The organism is Amycolatopsis sp. NPDC049253 (assembly GCF_040678995.1).
GTDB lineage: Bacteria > Actinomycetota > Actinomycetes > Mycobacteriales > Pseudonocardiaceae > Amycolatopsis.
In genome coordinates this window covers 70,332-88,068 of the sequence record NZ_JBFAQX010000003.1, presented here as the reverse complement: position 1 = coordinate 88,068, position 17,737 = coordinate 70,332, and the positions used below count along the sequence as shown (strand labels likewise).

General features: G+C 71.0%; 22 protein-coding genes. 7 read left to right on the top strand and 15 right to left on the bottom strand.

Annotation, left to right across the window (positions count from 1 at the left end; all coding sequences use genetic code 11):
• Nucleotides 1–320: 320 nt before the first annotated feature.
• On the bottom strand, nucleotides 321–662 hold the full coding sequence (locus AB0K15_RS07955; protein WP_364046945.1) for a helix-turn-helix domain-containing protein: 342 nt from the start codon (nucleotides 660–662) through the stop codon (nucleotides 321–323).
• 70 nt (nucleotides 663–732) lie between these two features.
• On the opposite strand from AB0K15_RS07955, the gene AB0K15_RS07950 reads away from it, so the two are divergent.
• The gene (locus AB0K15_RS07950; RefSeq protein ID WP_364046942.1) at nucleotides 733–1,497 is read left to right on the top strand and encodes an antibiotic biosynthesis monooxygenase; all 765 of its coding nucleotides are present in this window, start codon (nucleotides 733–735) and stop codon (nucleotides 1,495–1,497) included.
• Nucleotides 1,498–2,148: 651 nt separating this feature from the next.
• Here the strand turns inward: AB0K15_RS07950 and AB0K15_RS07945 are convergent.
• Complete coding sequence (locus tag AB0K15_RS07945) at nucleotides 2,149–3,174, bottom strand: 6-phosphofructokinase (RefSeq protein WP_364046939.1); 1,026 nt, start codon at nucleotides 3,172–3,174, stop codon at nucleotides 2,149–2,151.
• Nucleotides 3,175–3,467: 293 nt separating this feature from the next.
• Between AB0K15_RS07945 and AB0K15_RS07940 the strand changes: the two genes are divergently transcribed.
• Nucleotides 3,468–4,559, top strand: coding sequence for a 3-deoxy-7-phosphoheptulonate synthase (locus AB0K15_RS07940; RefSeq protein ID WP_364046936.1), 1,092 nt, complete (start codon nucleotides 3,468–3,470; stop codon nucleotides 4,557–4,559).
• Nucleotides 4,560–4,568: 9 nt separating this feature from the next.
• Here the strand turns inward: AB0K15_RS07940 and AB0K15_RS07935 are convergent, their stop codons facing one another.
• Genes AB0K15_RS07935 through AB0K15_RS07925 form a run of 3 tightly spaced genes read right to left on the bottom strand, consistent with a single transcriptional unit; the run spans nucleotide 4,569 to nucleotide 6,834 of the window.
• Nucleotides 4,569–5,540 (bottom strand): S41 family peptidase, encoded by a 972-nt coding sequence (locus AB0K15_RS07935; protein ID WP_364046933.1) that lies wholly within the window; start codon nucleotides 5,538–5,540, stop codon nucleotides 4,569–4,571.
• Between the two features lie 26 nt (nucleotides 5,541–5,566).
• On the bottom strand, nucleotides 5,567–6,055 hold the full coding sequence (locus tag AB0K15_RS07930; RefSeq protein ID WP_364046930.1) for a polyadenylate-specific 3'-exoribonuclease AS: 489 nt from the start codon (nucleotides 6,053–6,055) through the stop codon (nucleotides 5,567–5,569).
• Between the two features lie 17 nt (nucleotides 6,056–6,072).
• Entirely contained in the window at nucleotides 6,073–6,834 is a 762-nt protein-coding gene (locus AB0K15_RS07925; protein ID WP_364046927.1) for a lysophospholipid acyltransferase family protein, read from the bottom strand.
• Between the two features lie 221 nt (nucleotides 6,835–7,055).
• On the opposite strand from AB0K15_RS07925, the gene AB0K15_RS07920 reads away from it, so the two are divergent.
• The 3 genes from AB0K15_RS07920 to AB0K15_RS07910 are packed head-to-tail and all read left to right on the top strand — an operon-like array spanning nucleotide 7,056 to nucleotide 9,497.
• Complete coding sequence (locus AB0K15_RS07920; RefSeq protein ID WP_364047951.1) at nucleotides 7,056–7,820, top strand: alpha/beta fold hydrolase; 765 nt, start codon at nucleotides 7,056–7,058, stop codon at nucleotides 7,818–7,820.
• Nucleotides 7,820–8,350: a hypothetical protein gene (locus tag AB0K15_RS07915; protein WP_364046925.1), complete on the top strand. Its 531-nt coding sequence runs from the start codon at nucleotides 7,820–7,822 to the stop codon at nucleotides 8,348–8,350. The genes AB0K15_RS07920 and AB0K15_RS07915 overlap by 1 nt, the downstream gene beginning before the upstream one ends.
• 10 nt (nucleotides 8,351–8,360) lie before the next feature.
• On the top strand, nucleotides 8,361–9,497 hold the full coding sequence (locus AB0K15_RS07910) for a glutamate--cysteine ligase (RefSeq protein WP_364046922.1): 1,137 nt from the start codon (nucleotides 8,361–8,363) through the stop codon (nucleotides 9,495–9,497).
• On the opposite strand, the gene AB0K15_RS07905 is transcribed toward AB0K15_RS07910, so the two are convergent.
• The 4 genes from AB0K15_RS07905 to AB0K15_RS07890 form a co-directional block, all read right to left on the bottom strand.
• Nucleotides 9,494–10,444 carry an IS481 family transposase gene (locus AB0K15_RS07905; RefSeq protein ID WP_364047949.1) on the bottom strand — a complete coding sequence of 317 codons (951 nt, stop codon included), beginning with the start codon at nucleotides 10,442–10,444 and terminating at the stop codon, nucleotides 9,494–9,496. The genes AB0K15_RS07910 and AB0K15_RS07905 overlap by 4 nt on opposite strands.
• 85 nt (nucleotides 10,445–10,529) lie before the next feature.
• Entirely contained in the window at nucleotides 10,530–11,387 is an 858-nt protein-coding gene (locus AB0K15_RS07900; protein ID WP_364046919.1) for an NUDIX domain-containing protein, read from the bottom strand.
• 69 nt (nucleotides 11,388–11,456) lie between these two features.
• Nucleotides 11,457–11,870, bottom strand: a complete 414-nt coding sequence (locus AB0K15_RS07895; protein WP_364046916.1) for a hypothetical protein — start codon at nucleotides 11,868–11,870, stop codon at nucleotides 11,457–11,459.
• A gap of 2 nt (nucleotides 11,871–11,872) precedes the next feature.
• Entirely contained in the window at nucleotides 11,873–12,136 is a 264-nt protein-coding gene (locus AB0K15_RS07890; protein WP_364046913.1) for a zinc finger protein, read from the bottom strand.
• Between the two features lie 130 nt (nucleotides 12,137–12,266).
• Here AB0K15_RS07890 and AB0K15_RS07885 point away from each other — a divergent pair, with 130 nt between their 5' ends.
• Nucleotides 12,267–13,106, top strand: a complete 840-nt coding sequence (locus tag AB0K15_RS07885; RefSeq protein ID WP_364046910.1) for a helix-turn-helix transcriptional regulator — start codon at nucleotides 12,267–12,269, stop codon at nucleotides 13,104–13,106.
• Entirely contained in the window at nucleotides 13,103–13,270 is a 168-nt protein-coding gene (locus tag AB0K15_RS07880; RefSeq protein WP_364046907.1) for a DUF397 domain-containing protein, read from the top strand. Before AB0K15_RS07885 ends, AB0K15_RS07880 begins: the two co-directional genes overlap by 4 nt.
• A gap of 79 nt (nucleotides 13,271–13,349) precedes the next feature.
• On the opposite strand, the gene AB0K15_RS07875 is transcribed toward AB0K15_RS07880, so the two are convergent.
• From AB0K15_RS07875 to AB0K15_RS07850, 6 genes are read right to left on the bottom strand one after another with little or no spacing between them, the layout of a single operon-like run.
• Nucleotides 13,350–14,303 carry an ROK family protein gene (locus AB0K15_RS07875; RefSeq protein WP_285974727.1) on the bottom strand — a complete coding sequence of 318 codons (954 nt, stop codon included), beginning with the start codon at nucleotides 14,301–14,303 and terminating at the stop codon, nucleotides 13,350–13,352.
• A 15-nt stretch (nucleotides 14,304–14,318) separates the two neighbouring features.
• Nucleotides 14,319–14,813 (bottom strand): hypothetical protein, encoded by a 495-nt coding sequence (locus tag AB0K15_RS07870; protein WP_364046904.1) that lies wholly within the window; start codon nucleotides 14,811–14,813, stop codon nucleotides 14,319–14,321.
• Entirely contained in the window at nucleotides 14,810–15,979 is a 1,170-nt protein-coding gene (locus AB0K15_RS07865) for an ArsA family ATPase (RefSeq protein ID WP_364046901.1), read from the bottom strand. The genes AB0K15_RS07870 and AB0K15_RS07865 overlap by 4 nt, the downstream gene beginning before the upstream one ends.
• Before the next feature lie 5 nt (nucleotides 15,980–15,984).
• Nucleotides 15,985–16,422 (bottom strand): SRPBCC family protein, encoded by a 438-nt coding sequence (locus AB0K15_RS07860; RefSeq protein ID WP_364046898.1) that lies wholly within the window; start codon nucleotides 16,420–16,422, stop codon nucleotides 15,985–15,987.
• 27 nt (nucleotides 16,423–16,449) lie between these two features.
• Complete coding sequence (locus tag AB0K15_RS07855; RefSeq protein WP_364046895.1) at nucleotides 16,450–17,244, bottom strand: metallophosphoesterase; 795 nt, start codon at nucleotides 17,242–17,244, stop codon at nucleotides 16,450–16,452.
• Nucleotides 17,245–17,253: 9 nt separating this feature from the next.
• Entirely contained in the window at nucleotides 17,254–17,682 is a 429-nt protein-coding gene (locus tag AB0K15_RS07850; protein WP_364046892.1) for a polyketide cyclase / dehydrase and lipid transport, read from the bottom strand.
• Nucleotides 17,683–17,737 lie beyond the last annotated feature (55 nt).

Here is a 17,737-nt window from a genome sequence, read left to right as displayed (position 1 = left end):
GGTATCGCCGGCCGGGACCGGCGCCGGAGCATGCCGGTCCCGAGCCGCGCTCGGTCGTGAACCCGCGAGAGCAAGCCTCGACCACTCGCAAAATTCCGGTGCCGGGCCGGCCGACACCCCCGAGCCAGGCCGACGGCACCAAGACTGCGACTCGAACGCAACCCACCGCGGGCCACCGCCACATTTCTCGATTCCGGACCGGCCGACCCCCAGGAACCGGCAGCCCGGCCGAAAGGCCCTCGAACACAACCCCCTACGAGAGGACACACGGCCACCCGCAACCCCGCTCGGTCGGCCCCACGCATCCGATCCCGAAGGCGTCAGGCAGGCGTCTCGAACGTGATCCCCGTGGCCGCCGCGCGGCGTTCGCCCCAGGTGTAGAGGGCGGTGAGGGCCGGGCCGAGGGCTTCGCCGTCCGGGGTGAGGTGGTATTCGACGCGGGGGACGCGGCCGTCGAGGGCTTCGCGGTGGACGAGGCCGTCGGTGGTGAGCTCGCGCAGCTGCTGGGTGAGCATCTTCTCGCTGATGCCCGGCATGCGGCGGCGCAGCTCGCCGTAGCGGTGCACCCCTTCCTTGAGGTGCGCGAGGATCACCGGCTTCCACCGGCCGCCGATGACGTCGACGGTGAGCTCCACCGGGCACCAGTACCGCCTGCCCGCCATCACGGCCTCCTCGCTACGCACCGGAAAGTAAGTGGTTGCCCGGCCGAGCCGGGTGCGCTCTGCTGGCCTGATGATTGTGGAATACCTGCGCTACACCATCCCGCCCGACCGCGCGGCGGCGTTCGAGGCCGCGTACGCCGAGGCGGCCGGCTCGCTCGCGAAGGCACCCGAGTGCGTCGGCTACGACCTCAGCCGCTGTGTCGAAGACCCTACGCGCTACGTGCTCGCGATCCGCTGGACCTCGGCCGAGGCGCACCTCGAAGGCTTCCGCCGCGGCCCGCACTTTCCGCCGTTCTTCGCGGCGATCCGGGACTACGTCGGCGACCTCGACGAGATGCGCCACTACGAGCCGACGGCCGTCACCGGCGAGGGCGGCGCCCGGCCGCCGACGCTGTACGAGTGGGCCGGTGGCGGGCCCGCGCTCAGGCGCCTGACCGAGATCTTCTACCGCCGCGTGCCCGAGGACCCGCTGCTGGAACCCGTGTTCCGCGGCATGGACGCCCACCACGCCGAGCACGTCGCGGTCTGGCTCGGCGAGGTGCTCGGCGGGCCGGCCGACTACACCGCCCACCACGGCGGGCACCCGCACATGATCGGCCGGCACCTCGGCCGCGGGATCACCGAGGAGCAGCGCCGCCGCTGGGTGTCGCTGCTGCTCGACGCCGCCGACGAGACCGGCCTGCCCGCCGACCCGGAGTTCCGCGCCGCGTTCGCCGGGTACCTGGAGTGGGGCAGCCGGCTGGCCGTGCTGTTCTCGGCGCCCGGAGCCGAACCGGCCACGGACGAACCGGTGCCGCACTGGGACTGGACGATGCCACCCTGGCAAGGGTCCTAGGCGCAGAGCCGCGACCAGGGCGGTGTCGCGGCCGGCGGTGAGCCCGGCGGGGGTGAAGACGGGGGTGCGGATGTCCGGCGCGATGCCGGCACCGCCGCGCGCGGGTCGAGGTTTTCCTCGTCGGCCGTCCATCCCGGCTCCGGCAAGGCGCGGTCGCTGGTGTCGGAGTAGACGCCCAGGGTGTTCTCGCCGACTGGCACCGGCCGGGGCGTTCGGTTGAGCAGGGTCTGGGTGAGGGTCTCCCCCGCCGACACGTCCAGGCTTCCCACGAGGACGGCGAGCCGCGCCCATGTCCGGTCTACCCGCGTGCACCGACGAAAACGGCAGTCGCGGCTCGACGAGGCCGAGCTGTCCACAGAGTAAGCGCGTTGTGGATAAGCCGGAGTTCGGGCAGGGATGGCAGGCGCCGAGCATCGCCCCTAGCGGCATGTCGTGCGGTCGCGGTCTCGATGAGCGAATCCAGCGGACGGCTCACGGTGGTGACGTCGTAGTCCATCAGCTGCCCGCGTGAGACGCATCCGCGGTCACTGGTTCCATCCCCAACTGTCCACAATGGAACAAATTCGGGATGAAATCCAAGCCCGCCGGCACAAATCCGCAAGACACACCGCCGCGCCGGGTGGGGCTGCCCCCACCCGGCGCGGAAGAGACTCAGCCGAAGAAGACTTCGGCCTCTTCGTAACGCTCCAGCGGCACCGTCTTCAGCTCGGCGGTCGCCTCGGACAGCTTCACGCGGACGATGTCGGTGCCCTTCAGGGCCACCATCACGCCGAAGTCGCCGTCGGCCACCGCGTCCACGGCGTGCAGGCCGAAGCGGGTGGCGAGCACGCGGTCGTAGGCGGTCGGGGTGCCGCCGCGCTGCACGTGGCCCAGCACGACCGCGCGCGACTCCTTGCCGGTGCGGTGCGCGATCTCGTCGGCCAGCCAGGTGCCGATGCCACCGAGGCGGACGTGCCCGAAGGCGTCCTTCTCGCCGGTGACCAGCTTCTCCTCGCCGCCCTCGGGCAGCGCGCCCTCGGCGACGACGATGATCGGCGCGTACTCGTTCTCGAAGCGGCGCTCGACCCACTCCACGACCTGGTCCACGGAGAAGTGGCGCTCCGGCACGAGGATCACGCTCGCGCCGCCGGCCAGGCCGGAGTGCAGGGCGATCCAGCCGGCGTGGCGGCCCATGACCTCCACGACCAGCGCGCGGTGGTGCGACTCGGCCGTGGTGTGCAGCCGGTCGATCGCCTCGGTGGCGATGGAGACGGCGGTGTCGAAGCCGAAGGTGTAGTCGGTGGCGCCCAGGTCGTTGTCGATCGTCTTGGGCACGCCGACGACGCCGATGCCGTCGTCGGTGAGGCGCTTCGCCACGCCGAGGGTGTCCTCGCCGCCGATCGCGATCAGCGCGTCGATCTCCTGCTCGGCGAGCACGGCCTTGATCTTCTCGACGCCGCCGTCGACCTTGTACGGGTTGGTCCGCGACGAGCGCAGGATCGTGCCGCCGCGCGTGAGGATGTCCTCGACGTCACGCAGGCCGAGCGGCTTGCTCTCGCCCGTGAGCGGCCCCTGCCACCCGTTGCGGAAGCCGACGAAATCCCAGCCGTGCACCTCGATGCCCTTGCGGACCACCGCGCGGATCACCGCGTTCAGGCCCGGGCAGTCACCGCCACCCGTCAGCACACCGACACGCATCTCTTGCCTCCGTCTTCGTCACGTTGGAGATCGCAGTCACATTTCGCCGCCAGAGTAGCGGCAATCGTCTGGATCGGTGCAGGGCGTACCACCTGGCGAATCGGTCCTCGCGCCCACGCGGCGGCCGCATGTGCTAGCTTGATCGGCGTGCAGCGCTATTTCTGGTTTACGAAGCCGGCCCCGGGTGGGTGCGGCCGCGTGAACCTGCGCTGACTTCCCACCCCCGAGCCGGATTCGAAACCGGCTCGGCGAATTCCCGCGGGTCGGTGTCCACCAGGAAGGAACCACCCGCCGTGACCACCCCGCAGCTGACCGCCGGGCCCGCCGACGCGAGCACCCTCGACAACCAGCGCACCACGTCGATCAGCCCGCTGATCTCCCCCGCGTTGCTCCGCGAAGACCATCCCGTGGACGCCGCCGTGGCGAAGGTCGTGCATGCCGGCCGCACCGAGACCGTCGACATCCTCGACGGCCGCGACGACCGCCTCGCCGTGGTCGTGGGCCCGTGCTCGGTCCACGACCCCGAAGCCGCGATCGAGTACGCCCACAAGCTGGCCGCCAAGGCCGAAGAGCTGCGCGGCGACCTGCACATCGTGATGCGCGTGTACTTCGAGAAGCCGCGCACCACGCTGGGCTGGAAGGGCCTGATCAACGACCCCGACCTCGACGGCACCTTCGCCGTGAACAAGGGCCTGCGCCTGGCCCGCAAGCTGCTGCTCGACGTGTCGGCGCTCGGCCTGCCGGTGGGCTGCGAGTTCCTGGACCCGATCACGCCGCAGTTCATCGCCGACATCGTCACCTGGGGCTCCATCGGCGCGCGCACGGCGGCTAGCCAGGTGCACCGCCAAATGTGCAGCGCGCTGTCGATGCCGGTGGGCATCAAGAACTCGGTGGAGGGCGACATCCAAGTGGCGGTGGACGCCACCCGCGCGGCCGCCGCGTCGCACGTGTTCCCGGGCATCAACACCGACGGACTCGCGGCGCTGCTGACCACCTCCGGCAACCCCGACTGCCACGTGATCCTGCGCGGCAGCTCGCAGGGCCCGAACTACGACGCCGCCTCGGTCACCGAGACCCTCGGCCGGCTCGCCAAGTCGGGCCTGCCGGAGCGCGTGATCATCGACGCGAGCCACGGCAACAGCAACAAGGACCACGTCCGCTCCCGCGAGGTCGTGCTGGAGCTGGCCGACCGGATCGCCGCGGGTGAACGCGGGATCGTCGGGTTGATGATGGAGAGCTTCCTGACCGGGGGCGCCCAGAAGCTCGTGCTGGGCCACGCTTCGGAACTCACGTACGGCCAGTCGATCACCGACGCCTGCCTCGACTGGGACACGACGGCGGATCTGCTGGACACGCTGGCGGGTGCGGTGCGGGCGCGGCGCTGACCCGTCCGGTCAGCGGCTACAGCCGGGTTGGGTGTGGAGCCACGCTGACGCGGCCGCGATCACCTCGTCGGTGGTCGCGGCCGCGGGCAGCGGGTGGTCGGGCTGGATCGGGGTGTTGCCGTAGACGCGGCCGGTCCGGTCCATTTCCTGCGCCGTCGTGACCACCAGTTCGGCTCCGTCGCTGAGGCGGTAGACCTCGTTACCGGTCGCGAGACCTGCGGTGGCTTGGCCGAAAACGGACGCGCGGGTGAGGCCTCGGAAGGCAATGAGTGTCGCCTCACCCGAGCTTCCGGTGCGGGCGGAGGTGAGCACGGCCACCGGTGGGCGTGGGCCGGCCAACCGCAGCGGATTCACGGGGTCGACCGCCGACCGGCCCGGGACCAGCACCCGACCCGCACGCAGGATCCAGGGGCCGGCCCCGTCGAGGCCCTTGAACGAGCCCAGGACACCCTCGTCCAGCAGCGGCGCGACGACCGTGAGCATGGGCACCATGTCGCCGCCGCCGTTGCCGCGCAGGTCGACGATCCAGCCGCACGGGTGGCTCGCGTCGGCGGAGCGGACCGCGGCCACCCCCGCGGCGACGTAGCGGCCTTCCGCGGCCGGGTTCAAGTGGAACTCGGGCACCGTCAGCACGGCCAGGTCACCGTGGGTCCGCCTGCTCGGCACCTCGATGGTCGCCGGAGGAGCAGGAACGGCCTGGGCGGGACCGGTCAGCCTGGTGTGCGGGTTGCCCAGCTGATAGATCACCGTGCGGATCGCCGAATACGTGCCCGCCGGCGCTGTCACCCCGGCTATTTCGCGCAGAGCTTCGGCTTCGGCAGTCGGCCAGTCGACGAAGTCCCGGTCGATCGAGTGAGCGCGGAGCAGGCCAAGGGCGCTGAGCAGATAATCGCGCGCCGGATCGGGCTGAGGTGCCGCCGCGGCCGTGACCATGCCGAGCACCAACACCAGCACCACGAACCCGGCAAGCACCCGGCGCATTGACGACCCCCCCAGCCGCGAAAAGCTCAGCGGCGCCGAAACGCCGGTTCGATCACTTCCCAGCGTTGCAGGTTGTGTTTCGCGTCGGCAAGCGCATCGTGCTGATCCGTGGGCGCCAACGGCAGCTTGGGTTTGCCCGCGTCTTCCCAGCGTTGGCGCAGGTCGCGCGTGAAGCGGGGCAGCTGGCGCGGCAGGGCGGGCATGGGGCCCCACAGCTGGGCGAGGGCGACGTGGTCGTAGGCGGCGAACCAGGCCCACAGCTCGATGCCGCCCGGGGGCTTGCCGAAGAACTCGAGCAGGTCGGCGCGGATCTTCTCACGGCTGCGCCACGCCTGGTCCGCGGGCGAGGGCAGCTTGGGCAGCACGTTGTCGCGCACCCACGGGCCCGCCTTGGCGGGGTCGAAGTCGGTCGACACGGCGTAGAACTCGCGGCCGCGTTCGTCAACGACACCGATCGAAACCAGGTCGATCGTCACGCCGTCCTCGATGAACTCGGTGTCGTAGAAAAAACGCACCGGTGAACCTTAGTGTGCTAGCCGGCCTTGGTCTCGGGGACCCGGTCGGCGTCACGGCTGGAGGGCTGTGCAGGCACCTTCGGTTTGGCGCCGGAAGCTTCGGCGGCGAGCAGCTCCTTGGCCTTCGCCGCGTAGATGTCCACGTACTCCTGGCCCGAGAGCTCCATCAGGGCGTACATGATCTCGTCGGTGATCGAACGCTCGATGAAGCGGTCGCCGGCCAGGCCGTCGTAGCGGGAGAAGTCGAGCGGCGCGCCGAAGCGGATCTCGAGGCGGCGCGGCCACCACATCTTGGAGCCGATCGGGTTGACCTTGTCGGTGCCGATCATGGCGACGGGCACGACCAGGCCCTTGGACTCCAGCGCGATGCGGGCGACGCCGGTCTTGCCCTTGTAGAGGCGGCCGTCGGGCGAGCGCGTGCCCTCGGGGTAGATGCCGAGCAGGTGGCCCTGCTTCACGAGCCGGATGGCGGTGTCGAGCGCGGCCTGCGCCGCGTTGCCGCTGGAGCGGTCGATGGGGAACTGGCCGACGCCGGTGAAGAACCACTTCTTGAGCAGGCCCTTGAAGCCCGGTTCGGTGAAGTACTCCGACTTCGCCGGGAACGTGACCTTGCGCTTCACGCGCAGCGGCATGAAGAACGAGTCGGCCACGGCCAGGTGGTTGCCGGCGAGGATCGCGCCGCCGTCCTCCGGGATGTTTTCGGCGCCGACGACCTTCGTCGGCCACAGCGTCTTGAGCAGTGGTCCGATGAACACGAACTTCATGAGCCAGTACAGCACCGCGCTCTAGTCCTTCCCGAGGCTCGACGTCCGAGTTCCCAGTGGTCAAGCCTACGAAACCTCCAGGTGTGCGCACAATGCGGGACGAGCCGCTACTGCGTGGCAGCGATCGATCTCACAGCGGTACCAGGCAGTTCCGGGCACCGGCCGGGGCCCCACAAGACCACTCGACCGTGAGAGCATGGAAGACCTACACCGCTTCGATCGGAAGGGCGTTCGTCATGGGCGTGCTCGCCGGCGCGGAACCGTTCGCCCACACCGGTTCCTCCGGGGCCGGGTTCCTGCTGTGCCACGGCTTCACCGGAACGCCGGCCGGGCTGCGGGCCTGGGGCGACCACCTGGCCGAGGCCGGGTTCAGCGTGCGCTGCCCGCTGCTGCCGGGACACGGCACGCGCTGGCAGGACCTGAACCGGACCACGTGGGAGGACTGGTACGGCGCCGTCCGCGAGGAGCTGCTCGCCCTGCTGGCCGAGAACGACACCGTGTTCGTCGGCGGGTTGTCGATGGGCGGCACGCTCACGCTGCGCCTCGCCGAGGAGTTCGGCGACCGGATCGCCGGGATCGTGCTGGTCAACCCGTCGGTCACGCGGCTGAGCGCCGACGCGAAGCTGCTGCCGCTGCTCGCGCGCGTGATCCCGTCGATCCCCGCGATCGCCAACGACATCGCCAAGCCCGGCGTGACGGAGCTGGCCTACCCGCGTACGCCGGTGCGCGCCGCCGCGAGCCTGGCGCGTCTGTGGAAGCTCGTGCGTGCCGACCTGGGCAAGGTCACGCAGCCGGTGCTGCTGCTGCACTCCGCCGTCGACCACGTGGTGGAGCCCGAGAACTCGCGGATCGTGCTGGCCGGTGTCGCCAGCACGGACGTGACCGAGGTGGTGCTCGAGAACAGCTTCCACGTCGCGACGCAGGACAACGACGCGGAACTGATCTTCAGCCGCAGTGTCGACTTCGCCCGGGCGCTGCGGGCGGGACAGGTGGGTGCCTGATGACCCGGGGGAAAGGCACGGACGGACCCGAGGACGTCGACGCCACGTTCGCCGAGATCGTGGCCGACCTGCGGGCCGAGGGCGTGGGTTTGTTCCTCGAAGAGGACGCGCTCGAGCTCGCCGACGACACGGCGGGCGAGCAGGGCGGCGACCCGGCCCCGCCGCCGGTCGCCAAGACCGACCCGAAGCCCGACAAGCCCGAGAAGGCCCCCGAGACCGACAACTGGCGCACCGGCGGCACCACGTGGGACGCCACGATGTTCAGCGACGACCCGGCCGAGGACGACGAGCACTTCGTGCCGCCCGAGCCGCCGCCGCTGCCGCGTCCGCGCAAGGGCGCGTTCGTGGTGCTGCTGTTCTTCGTGGTCGGGTTGCTGCTGCTGATCGTGCCGAACCTGATCGGCGTCGGGCCCGCGCTGGCGACGCCGCTGGGGATCCTCGCGCTCGCCACCGCCATCGCGCTCCTGCTGCTGCGGGTGCGCCAGGGCCCGCCGCCGGGTGCCGACCCGACCAACGGCGCGCAGGTCTGACCGGGCGGGTATGCGGATCGACTTCAGTCCTTCGCGGCGTTCGACGATCGGCGCGGAGTGGGAGCTGGCCCTGGTGGACCGGCGCAGCGGCGAGCTGGCCTCGGTCGCGGAACGGATCCTCGACGCGGTGCGCCCCGACGGCGCCGACGAGCACCCCAAGATCAAGCAGGAGCTGCTGCTCAACACCATCGAGGTGATCAGCGGCGTCTGCACCACCGTCGCCGAGGTGAAGGCCGACCTGGCCGAGTCGCTCGACGTCGTGCACAAGGTGACCGACCCGCTGGGCGTGGAGCTGTTCTCGGCGGGCACGCACCCGTTCTCCAACTGGTACCGCCAGAAGGTGACCGACAAGGCGCGCTACGCCAAGCTCATCGACCGCACCCAGTGGTGGGGCAGGCAGATGCTGATCTACGGCGTCCACGTGCACGTCGGCCTGGACCACCGCGACAAGGTGCTGCCGGTGCTCGACGCGCTGCTCAACTACGCGCCGCACCTGCAGGCGCTCTCGGCGTCCTCGCCGTACTGGGGCGCGGAGGACACCGGCTACGCGTCGAACCGCGCGCTGATGTTCCAGCAGCTGCCCACGGCCGGGCTGCCGTTCCAGTTCCGTGAGTGGACGGAGCTGGAGCACTACGTCGACGACATGTTCACCACCGGCGTGATCGACCACTTCTCCGAAATCCGCTGGGACATCCGGCCCGCACCGCACTTCGGCACGATCGAGATGCGCGTGTGCGACGGACTGCCGACGCTGGAGGAGGTCGGCGCGATCGCCGCGCTGACGCAGTGCCTCGTCGAGGACTTCAGCACGCGCCTCGACCACGGCGAGCGGCTCCCGACATTGCCGCCGTGGCACGTGCAGGAGAACAAGTGGCGCGCCGCCCGCTACGGCACGGACGCGATCATCATCCTCGACGCCGGCGGCCGCGAGCGGCTCGTCACCGACGACGTCACCAACCTGCTGGAGAAGCTCGAACCCGTCGCCCGGCGGCTCGACTGCGTGGCCGAGCTGCGCGACGTCGAGACGATCCTGAAGTACGGGCCGAGCTACCGGCGTCAGCGCGCGGTGGCGAAGCAGCACCACGGTTCCCTGAAGGCCGTCGTCGCGTCGCTGGTCGCGGAGATGCGCGACGGGATCGCCCGCTAGCTGTGCTGCTGTCGTTGGTGGTTGACAGGTTGGGCGTGGGGTTGGGTCTTCTGTAGCAGCCTCTCATACGGAGTTTGGCCGGCGAGGCCGCCGTGAGGGCGGTGGAAGTTGTAGTAGTCCTCCCATTCCTTGAGCTTCTCATTGAAGGCACCGAGATCGCCAAGGACGACGCCGTCGAGCAGGCGATAAAACTCTTCGGCGTCGATGCGGTGGGAGCGCTCGACTTTGCCGTTCAATCGGGGTGTGGCGGGGCGGATGTAGACATGCCCGATGCCTTGGTCGAGCAGGTGCCAGTGGAACGCCGACTGGAACTCGGCGCCGTTGTCGGTCTGGATCTTCTCGGCCTGGAACGGCAGCCGGGACAGCACGTAGTCCAGGAATTGGATCGCGGTCTTCTGGTCGGAGCGGGGGTAGATCTTCAGGATCCGCAGGCGGGTGCAGTCATCGATCGCGGTGTACTGGTAGAACCGTTTCTTCCGGCCGGCGTCATCGGTGATCGGCTCAACGAACTTGACGTCGATCTGCAGCTGGTGGCCGGGGCGCTGCTTCTCGTAGCGCTTCCACCGCTGGTGGTGGCGCTTGTAGCGCTGGGAGGCGGGTAGGCGGTTCATGCCCAGGCGTTTGAGGATGCGGTAGATCGTGGAGGCGCCGATCTCTTGATCGTGGTAGCCGCGCAGGTACATTTCGATCTTCAGGGGACCGAAGTGGTCATGCCGGCGCAGGTGGATGATCTTCTCGACCACCTGGGGATGGGTGATGGTCGGGCAGTGCAGCGGCGCGCTCGAGCGGTCTTTCAGACCGTCGATACCCTCGTCCTCCCAGCGGTGTTTCCACCGGTAGAACACCGTGCGGCTGATGCCGTAGTAGCGGCAGGTCGCCGCGACGTTACCGCTGACTTCCTCGGCGTGACGAAGCACGGCCAGACGCCGATTCGCGCGCCTGACCAGCTCCTTTTCACTCCACACTCGCCCAGCCATAGGCCTCCCTAGATCAGGAGCCCAAGACTGTCAACAACCTCAGTCAGTTTCAGAGCTAGCCGGCGTCCAGCTCGCGCAGCAGCGTGCCCGGGCCCATGATCGACGCGCCCAGCGCGGTGACCCGGGACCGCAGCTCGCGGTCGGCCGTGACCACCACGACGTGGTCGCCCGGCCGGGCCTGCGCGGTGACCTCGACGATGTGCGAGTCGCCGTCCGCGGGAGCCGTCGCGATCTCGACGCCGGTGACCGGATCGACCCCGCGCGCCTGGCCCTCGACGACGAGGACCACCCGCGGCCACCACTCCCACGTCGGGCCGGCGCCGATGCCTGCCACGGTGTCGGCGATCCCCCGCTCGGCCAGCTTCGCCAGCCGGTCCCGCAGGCGTTCGGCCGCGCCGCGGCGGTCGCGCCACCAGCCGTCGGGCCGGGAGCCCACCACGTTGGCGCCGTCGACGATCAGCACGAGCTCACGGCCGAGCTGTTCGCGCAGCCGCGGCCACGACTCGGCGAAGTCGCGGTGCAACGGCAGCTCGGCCACCTCGCCGGGCGCGACCCAGCGCAGCTCGGCGCTCTCCTGGTTGGCCACGCGCGCGTCGAGCGAGCTGTCGGCGACGCCGAGCACGGTGGTGTAGCGCCAGGTCCCGTGGTCGAGCACCGACGCCGACAGCGCGCGGAACGCGGTTTTCGGCACATCGGCCTCTTCCCACGCCTCGCGGGCCGCCGCCTCGCGCACGGTCTCGCCCGTCTCCAGCGCGCCACCCGGCAGGGCCCAGGTGCTGCCGTTGTGCACCCACCAGGCGCGCCGCTGCAGAAGCACCCCGCGTGCGGGATCGGACAGGAGGAGCCCGGCCGCGCCGTGCGCACCCCAGTGCAGCCGCCCGCACGAACACCGCACGAACCGGTTGGCGGTCATCGGCGTCACCCGGCCAGCCTTCCACAGGAAGGCCGCCGGACGCAGCCTCCTGGTGGACGACTGTGATCGTCAGCCGCGTTCGCCGAGCCGTTCCACGACGAACGCCGTGCAGGCGTCGAGGTTGTCCTTCAGCCGGGCCGCGCGCTTGCGGAGCACTTCCAGTTCGAGCCGGCTCGGCGGGCGGTCCTCCCTGAGCCGCCAGACGACTCCGGCGAGCCGGATCGACAGGCCGTAGGTCACGGAGTCGGCCGAGTCCAGGAGTTCCTGGAGCATCAGCCGGTCGCCGGCGGTGAGTCCCGGGGCACTTCGCCGGGGTTCACGAGTGCCCCGGGACGCGGTGGCCCTGCCGCCACCCGACGTGGCGGCAGGGGTCGAGGCGTCGCCGGCCGGGCGTGCCGGCGCGGAGGTATGCGTGGAGCCGGCAGCCGCGGCGCCGGACTCGCCCTGCGGGTCCTCGCCCGCGACGCGGAGTCGTGCGGTCATGGTCAGCCCCGCGCCTTCGACAGCGCGGCCGTGCGCGGCGCGCCGTCCGGGCGAGGGTCCGGAATCCCCAGCACGCGACGGAAAGCCGCGTCGCAGGGCGGGCAAGTCGGGTCGAGCCAGGGTTTGCCCGGACCGTGGACGTCGTCCTCCCCGACGCTCGGCTCCGAGCCGCACAAGGCCGTGAACCTCGCCCCGGCGTCGAGCGAGCCGAGGTGCACGGCCGCTCTCGCGTGACGCCGCCCTTCCGCTTGCTGCCACACGTACACGGAGCCCTCCCCGGGTGATCGACCACCAATTCTTTGCTCGCGACGATTTTCTTGTGTGCATGCACAGTTGACAACCCTCCGTGTGCATATACACCCGATCGTGGTGCACACATACTGATAAGGTTTGTGCATGCCCAGCACACGTGCGACACCCCGGCAGGTCGAACTCGGCGTACTTTTGCGCAGGATTCGCAAGCGTGCCGGTCTCACTCAGCCGCAAGTGGCCGAGTTGGTGAACCGATCGCACTCACACATCTCGCGCCGTGAGCGCGGAGAACTCGGCTTCGAGGAACAAGCCGAGCTGGAGCGAACCCTGACGGTCACCGGCGCCACGAGCGAGGAGACCAGCCAGGCGCTTCGCCTCTTCCGCGACGGAACAGACCCGAACTGGCTGATCCCCGGCATCGCCCGGGACCTCGCCGTGGTCGCCGAGTACGAATCGGTCGCGAATGACATCTTCGCCTATCAGCCCTCGTTGATCCCGGGACCATTGCAGATCCGCGACTACACCCGCGTGATGATGGTCGACGGCGACATGCCGGAAACCGAGCTCGACAGCAAGCTCGAACTTCGGATGGCCCGGCGGAAGAGGTACCTCGACGGCAGCACCCGGTTCGAAACAGTCATCGGCGAGCAGGCGATCCGGTACCCGGCGTGTCCGCCCGATGTGGCGGTGAGGCAGCTGCGGGATCTCTGCGAGGTGGCCGAGTTGCCCCACATCTCGATCCAGCTGCTTCCCTTCCGGCTGGGGTATCACCCGGCGCGAGAGGGCGGATTCGTCGTCATCCGCTCGGACTCGGCGACGGTGGTCCACGTCGAGCAGTACCGCTCGTCGACGACCCTGACCAACAACCGCGACGTGAAAGACTACGTGGAAGCGGCGGAGCGAATCCGCCGTGACGCGATGGGCGCTGTGGCTTCGGTGCGCGCCATCGCGAAAATCGCGGATGAGTTGGAGCGAACGGGATGAACGAAGGTGTCTGGCGGACGTCGTCGTACAGCGGCCAACAGGGCGAGTGTGTCGAAGTGCGCACGCTTTCCGAAGAGGCCGGTGTGCGCGACTCCAAGGACCGCGAGGGCGGCTCCCTGCTGATCGCCGGGGAGGCGTGGCGGGCGTTCCTGGAACGCCTCTGACCGTTGCGGTGGAAGTGCCCCAGCATCCCGACGGTGCTGGGGCACTTCCGCGTCCGGGGAGCGTCAGCCGGCGACAGCGTCAGCCGGCGACCTCGGCGACCGGGGCCTTGGCCGCGTCGAGAGCGAGGGCCGCGGCGCCGACGATGGCCGTGTCGTCGCCGAGGTGGGCCGTGCGGATGCGGGCCAGCGGGCGGTAGCGCGCGCCGGTGATGGCGCCCGCGTAGTGCTCGCGGGCCTCGTCGAGGAACAGCGGGGCCGACTCGGACACGCCGCCGCCGATCACGATGATCTCGGGGTCGAACACGTCCGCGACCAGCGCGAGGCCCTCGCCCAGCCACTTGGCCAGCTCGGCCATCGCGCGCAACGCGATCGGGTCGCCGTCGCGCGCGGCGCCGGCGACGCGGCGGCCCGTGACCGAACCCGGGTCGCCCGCGACCTCGCGCGACAGGACCGTGGAGCGGCCCGGGTAGCGCGCGAGCAATTCCACGGCGGTCGCGGCCAGCGCCGTGCCGCTGCAGTAGCGCTCCCAGCAGCCGTACTTGCCGCACGGGCACGCGCGCCCGCCCGGCACCACGGTCAGGTGGCCCAGCTCGGGAGCGACGCCGTAGGCGCCGCGGTAGATCTCGCCGTCGAGCAGCAGCCCGGCGCCGATGCCGGTGCCGAGCGCGACCAGCGCCGCCACCTGCGCGCCGCGGGCCGCGCCGAAGCGGTGCTCGCCGACCACGGCCGAGTTCACGTCGTGCTCCAGCGTCACCGGCAGGCCCACGCGCTTCTCGATGCGGTCGGCCACGGGCGCGTCGCGCCACGCGAGGTGCGGCGCGAACATCACCGACCGGCGGTCGCGCGCCACGAACCCGGCCACGGCCAGGCCCACGGCGGCGACGTCGTGGCGGTTGCGCAGGTCCTCGACAACGCCGGCGATGGCGTCCTCGAGGGCGTTCTCCTCACTCGGTGTCCCGACGCGTGCGGTGTCCAGGAGCGATCCCCGCTCGTCCACCACACCGGCGCGCACACTCGTGCCGCCGACGTCCACCCCTATCGTCAGCACTCAGTTCTCCCGCTCCGGCCGCCAGTCTTCCCGCTTGCGGACGGCGACGTGCTGCACCCGGGCGGCGGCTCCCGGGTCGTCCGCGGGCACGGTGGCGTCCCGGGGGCCGGGCGCGGGCCTGGGCGCGGGCCGGAAGCCCGGCATGTGCACACCCTCGTCGGGCTCCCAGCGGTCCGCGAGCACCGCCCGCAGCAACGCCACCAGCTGCGCCGCCTGCTCAAGCAGCCGGGCGGCGAACTCCGGCCGTTCACCTCGCACGACGGCGACGATCGCACACAACGGGCACCAGCCGCACCCCGAAGTCCCCGGAGCGCCCGAGGCCCCGGGCTCGGTGTCGTGGGACGGCTCGTGGACCTCGTCGCGGCCGTGCCCGGCGGCCATCAGGCCTTCCAGCCACGGCGCGGCGCGCTCCACCACCAGCTCCACCAGCAGGCGGATCTCCTCCGCCAGCCGCAGGCCTTCGGCGGCGTACCCGGGCTCGTCCTGCTCGCTCACGCGCGACCCCGGTTCCCGGCCAGGCTGATGACCAGACCATTCGCATCGGACTCCGCGCCGGTGATCCGGCACGGCCGCAGCGTCTCCGGCAGGGCGATCAGCCGGCGGAAGCCGTCCACGGTGATCGCCAGGTCGTCGTCGACGCGGGCGAGGTCCACGTCGGACTCCCGCTGCAACGGCATCGCGACACGCAGCCGGAAGCCTTCGGCCTCCGGCGTCACCTGCAGCAGTGGCGTCACGGGCTTTCCGGTGCCGGACAAGGGATCCCGCGTGCCGTAGAGCTCACGGGCCAGCTCGGCGAGCGCCTCGGCGCCCACCGGCTCACTCGCCCGGTGCTCGACGCGCGCGAGGTCGGCCGGCCCGAACCCGGCGGCCGCGAGCTCGGCCAGCACGGCGTCCTGCTGGGCGCGCCGCGTGCGCAGCCAGCCGGCCGCGGAACCCCGCCAGAACCCGGGCGCGGGCATCAGGCGGTTGGCGATCAGGCCGTCGACGGCGATGCCGCGCAGCGCCAGCGACGTGAGCGTGCGGCGGGCCTCGGCGACCACGACGCGCTCCGGCGTGAGCACCAGCCGCACGGTGGTCACGGACGGGTCGGTGAGCAGCTCGCGCAGCGAGTCCAGGTGCGCGCCCAGGCGCCGCACGGACCCGGTGACCCGGCCGCGGCGGCCGTAGGCCTTGTTCAGGTACCCCGCGACGGCCTCGGGCAACGCGAGCAGGCGCAGCGTCTCGGCGGTCGGACCGCAGTCGACCACCACGGTGTCCCACGGCCCGTGCCCGGCCAGCCGCTGCACCTCGCCGAGGGCGAGCAGCTCGTCGACACCCGGGAGCACGGTCAGCTCCTCGGCGTCGAGCGTGTCGAGACCGGCGCCGGCCAGCAGGGTGCGCAGCTGGCCACGCAGCTCGTGCCAGGTCCGGTCGGCCAGCTCGCGGGAGTCGACCTGAGCCGCCCACAGGCCCGCCGGCGTGCCTGCGGAAAGCGGCGCGCGGACGTCTACTTCGGACGGTTCCGGGCCCAGCGCCGCCCCGAACGCGTCACCGAGCGAGTGGGCCGGGTCGGTGGAGACCACGAGGGTCTTCCTGCCGCGCCCGGCGAGCGCGGTGGCGGTGGCCGCGGCGAGCGTGGTCTTCCCGACACCCCCCTTGCCGGTGAACAGCAGGATCCGCATGTCGCCTAGCCTTCGGCCCGTCGCTTCAGCTCCTTGAGCGCCGTGTCCATCACCATCTTCTCGGCCTTGCGCCGGAGCAGGCCGATCATCGGCAGCGCCAGCTCCACCGAGAGCGTGTAGGTGACCTTCGTGCGCCCGTCACGCAGCGCTTCGAGCGCGTAGCGGCCGTTCTGCGCCTTCTGCATCTGGCCCTTGACCAGGTGCCAGCTCACACCGAGCCCGGTCGCGTCCCAGTCGTACTCGAGCGTGTAGACGTCCTTGATCGGCCCGGCGTCCAGGGTCAGCTTCACCTGCTTGGCCCGCCCGGCGTCGTCGGTGCCCAGCACCTCGACCTCCTGGACGGCCTTCGCCCACTCCGGATACGCGCGGAAGTCGGCGATCACCGTCATCACCCGTTGGGGCTCGGCGTCGACCTCGATGGACTGCGTGGACTGCTCGGCCATGAGACGAAGCGTAGCCGGAGAGCCACGTCACCAGCGCAGCACGTAGGGCTGCCCGGTCTCCTTGAAGTGACCCACGTTACGGCACTCGGTGTGACCGAGCCGCCGCCGCGAGGCCAGCGGCTGGTGCACGTGGCCGAACACCGACCAGCGCGGCTGCTGCTCGCGGATGAGCTCCAGCAGCGCCCGCGAGCCCAGCTCGGCGCGTCGCGCGACCACGTCGTAGGTCAGCTCGGCGACGGCCGGCGGGATGTGCGTGCAGAGCACGTCGACGTCCGACAGCTTGGCCACGCCCTCGTCGAACTCCTCGCGGGCCCGCAGGTAGGGCCGCCACGCGGCGCCCTTGCGCGGCCGCGGCACCACGCCCTCGGGCAGCACCGCTCCCCCGACGAACCCGAACCGCAGGCCGCCGATGGTGGTGACCTCGCCGTCGAGCACCTGCACGCCGTCGCCGACGAACTCCGGCCACAGCGCGGGCGAGTCGACGTTGCCGGGCGTGGCGTAGGTCGGCGCGGTCATCGAGGCGAAGAGCGTGGCGTACTGCTCGCGCACGGCCTCGTCCACGGCCGAGGCCGGGTCGTCGAGCGTGGCCCACAGCGTGCGCGAGTAGGCCACCGTCTCGTCGCGGGTGCCCTCGCGGCGCAGGCGCGCGAACTGCGCCACCTTCTCCGCGCCGAACAGGGCGCCCATGATGCCCTTCTCGTGCTCGCGGTAGTCGACGAAGTCCAGCAGGTCGCCGAGCACGACCAGCGCGTCGGCTCCCTCACCCGCCCGCTTCAGCGCGTCGGCGTTGCCGTGCACGTCCGAAACGACGTGAACCCGCACAAGACCCTCCTAGTCAGTGGTCTCGAGGTCTCCGGCCCGCGGCGGGACCCCGGGCTCGCGCCCGTCCTCGAGGACGTGCTTCAGCTCCAGTGCGAGGTGCTTCGCCGCACGGGCCCGCCGGTCGAACTCCCGGCGCAGCTCACGCGGAGTCAGGGTCCGCGGCGCACCGCCGGGGCCGGCGGGCGTCGCGCGCAGGAAGTAGTGCAGCACGGTGCCGTCGAGCACGGGTTCCAGCCAGACCTCCATCGTACCGACGAGCGCGCCCGTCACGGTCCAGCGCAAACCCTTCTCGCCACGGTCGGTGTACACCTGAAGGGACAGGTCGGGCCAGTACCGCCGCCAGGCGCCCGGGTCCGCGAAAGCCGCGGCGATCGTGCTCGGCGGCACCACGATGAAGGTCTCGTCCACGAGATCGAGAGCGGGTGGTCCGGGGTTCACAGGCGCAGAATGTCACGACCTCGTCCGGCGGGTCGGCGCGGCGTGGTCTTAAGGT